The organism is Sulfitobacter sp. UBA4523 (assembly GCF_002388305.1).
Classification (GTDB): Bacteria; Pseudomonadota; Alphaproteobacteria; order Rhodobacterales; family Rhodobacteraceae; genus Sulfitobacter; species Sulfitobacter pontiacus.
This window is the reverse complement of record NZ_DGMH01000046.1, coordinates 1-2991: the sequence shown is the minus strand read 5'-3', so window position 1 is coordinate 2991 and position 2991 is coordinate 1. Positions and strand designations below refer to the sequence as shown.

Sequence of the window (2991 nt, the reverse complement as noted above, 5' to 3'; positions counted from 1 at the left end):
TGCGACTTTCTGGTCGCACCATGCACCGCCCATTCTTCCGCATCGGGCTCTGGGCTCTCCGCCAACATGGTGCGCGTCTCGGTCCAAATATGATCCTCGCCGCATGCGGCGCTGATCCAGCGCCCATGCAGCCGCCCGCCATTATAGGCGGCAAGGCAAGCCACATAGATGCGCGGTTCATCCGCGCCTTGTCCGGTGGTAAATCCGAGAACTGCTGGTGTCTGCGAGGTGGTCACGGGTCTGGTCTCCTGTTCTGGCCGCCCCGTCATTCCTTTCCCGGCAGGCGGGTGGGGTCGGCCGGAACAAGTGTCCGCCAGGGTGCATAAGGGCGGCGCGCAAGGAGGCTAGGTAGGACGTCTCAAGAGATCAGAACGGCTCAATGCCACCGCCGCCTTGCGCGGGGACCGCGCGCTGGCAGACACGCCGTCCGACCCCACCCGTCTGCAGGGAGAGATATTGAGGCTTTAGAACAGATTCGTAGCGCTCACGGATGCCTTCATCCTGGCGGGCTGCGAACGTAACTGTTGAAGGGAGCCGTCTCAGACGATCCAGACCGCCCTGTCTGGCGCAAATACTGCATGCCTTGCGGAACAATCGCCAGAGGAACCATTCATGATCCCGAAGCAAAAAGACTTCTTCAACCCCGCTCATCATAGCGAACGAGAGTCGATTAAGCACCTCGCTCAGCTTCTCGAGGCCCTATTCGAGAAACAGCCCGCTGCTCTCGAATGCTATTTTGTGGACACATTGGTGGACGATCCGGATCAATGGGAAAAACTCAGGAAAGCTCTGCGCGACCGCTATGCTGGCTCTCTAAATATTGTCCTGCACCCCGACATCTTCCAGGACTGCTGGACTCAGGATGAAGTGGAAGCTGATGTTGTTTCTCGCGGTTGGACGTGGAATCGCCCACCTGTTCATCAACAAAAGAATTGGCGAACACATGCCTATCACATACAACGGGCCGGCTTAGATGACCCATTGGCGTTCGACGTGCGTATTGCATGGTCGAAAGTCGTCTGAGAGCGGTACAGCAGGTGCCTGGTGGTAACCAGCGCGATTGCGCGGACTGCAGCTAAGCCTCTGGCGACTCAAACATCGCGCCGGTAAAGCTATCGCCATGTCGCTCCATATTCGAACCTTTCGTGAATCTGATCGCCGGGCGGCTATATCGCTTTGGCAGAGTTGCGATCTCATACGACCGTGGAACAATCCATCATTGGATATTGATCGGGCTGTAAAAACCCGCTCATCGACCCTATTGGTCGGCGAGAAAAAAGCGAACCGCATCGCGTCGATTATGGCTGGCTATGATGGCCATCGGGGGTGGATCTACTATCTCGCGGTTGATGCTTCTGAAAGAACTCGCGGATATGGCCGCGAAATGATGCTTGAGGCCGAGTTGTGGCTACGCTCACAGTCCACACCGAAACTACAATTGATGGTCCGCAGTGACAATCAAACTGCGACGGCGTTCTACACAGCTCTTGGGTATGAGCGTCAGGATGTTTCTGTATATGGCAAACACTTGAACGATTAGGCGGTTCTCTTAGCAGCGGTTTTGAAGGCTTTGCGCCCGTGCCCCCTTGGCGCAGCCAATGGGAAGCGCGGCGCAGCAACACGCCGGGAAACTTCCGCAGCACGGCTTCGTGAGCAGTCGTGACGGGAGGTTTTCCGGGCCGGCGGACTTACTCACTTTAGGCAAGAGAGGCAAAGTGCGCGAGACCGGCGAACAGCCCCGGCAATTGCCGGGCGTGGAGCAAGGCGTCGCCGAGGCGAAAATAAACCGATGAAAGGGCCGTGAGAAAAATAGAGGTATGTCCCTCGGACGATTACCAAGGTCCCTTTTGGAGCAAGGCTCTGTAGCCGCCATCTCGTAGTTTGATTGCAGAACGCCACCAGGCCCGAACTTTATCTTTCATATCGCGCCGGTGCGGTGTCCATTCTTCATTCACACGTTTTTTCCCATAGATAATTTCCGCGGCGTGCCGAAGATTGAGGCCAGCATCTTTCGCATCAAGGCAGATCAAGCCATTCCGCAAAAGTTTGCTCCGCTCCGACCAGACAACGGGACGTAGAACCGGATCAACCACTCGCTCAGCCCTGCGCCAGGCCTTGTAACGGTCCTCAACATCTCCCGGTCCTCGAACATGATAGTTCATACGCATGGGCGAGGCTGACAACAGAGACGCCCCAAGGCACCGCACCTGAACAGCCAGCCCCTCCCCCTTTACCAAAAGGTGCTCATGCCCATTGCAGTCAGTTAGGTGGCGTATGTCGCACGCTTTTACCGATCGCTCGAACAACTCGTCACGATCGCCTGGCGCTTTGGGTGTCACCATGACCCGGATCGGATTTGGAAAGGTCTCATCGGACCAGAACAGATCTGCACGTAGTGCTGTATGGTCTGGATTGGGAAAGAAAATGAGCCCCCAAGCCTCTGCCTCCAGCTGAGGACTTCGCAGTTTCAATAGTGTTAGCCGAGGCGCGTATTCAATAAGGGAGACGACATCTTCTTGCCTGCGGTAGGCGGCTTCCTGAAAGACTACGTGACGTCTCAAATGCTCATAGGCCCAGCCGCGCCGCGTTAAGTTGACCATATAGTCGTACTTCGGCAAATACTCTGCCAAGCTGGTAAACGTCCTAGGCATCGCCCCTCCCCGAACACAACCTCCAGCAGAATTCGTGCCATCTTGCGCGAAAAGATCTAATGGGGGGCAGCATACCTGCCTCAGGACGCCTAGGCCGCAATCCAGGCACGAGCACGAAAAACCCAAAGGTTTCTGCGACCGATGTCCTGCTTTTCACTAATTTCCACAGATTTTACCGAAAATATCAAGAAAACTGGTACGCAGACGGTACGCTGGCGCAGCTTCAAAATTCAGACACAAAAAATGCCCCTGAAATCCGCAAGGAAATCAGGGGCTTAGTGGGTGCGGGAGTAGGATTTGAACCTACGACCTTCAGGTTATGAGCCTGACGAGCTACCGG

At 55.7% G+C, this 2991-nt stretch carries 4 protein-coding genes; 2 read left to right on the top strand and 2 right to left on the bottom strand.

Annotated features, from left to right (window positions below; genetic code table 11):
- On the bottom strand, positions 1-236 hold a 236-nt coding region (locus B3849_RS10825; protein ID WP_286780122.1), incomplete at its 3' end, for an antirestriction protein ArdA.
- A gap of 376 nt (positions 237-612) precedes the next feature.
- Between B3849_RS10825 and B3849_RS10820 the strand changes: the two genes are divergently transcribed.
- Positions 613-1023, top strand: a complete 411-nt coding sequence (locus tag B3849_RS10820) for a hypothetical protein (protein ID WP_286780121.1) — start codon at positions 613-615, stop codon at positions 1021-1023.
- 97 nt (positions 1024-1120) lie between these two features.
- A complete protein-coding gene (locus B3849_RS10815; RefSeq protein ID WP_286780120.1) occupies positions 1121-1540 on the top strand; it encodes a GNAT family acetyltransferase in 420 nt (139 codons plus the stop codon).
- A gap of 292 nt (positions 1541-1832) precedes the next feature.
- Here B3849_RS10815 and B3849_RS10810 read toward each other — a convergent pair whose 3' ends face one another.
- A complete protein-coding gene (locus B3849_RS10810) occupies positions 1833-2630 on the bottom strand; it encodes a DNA -binding domain-containing protein (protein ID WP_286780119.1) in 798 nt (265 codons plus the stop codon).
- Positions 2631-2991 lie beyond the last annotated feature (361 nt).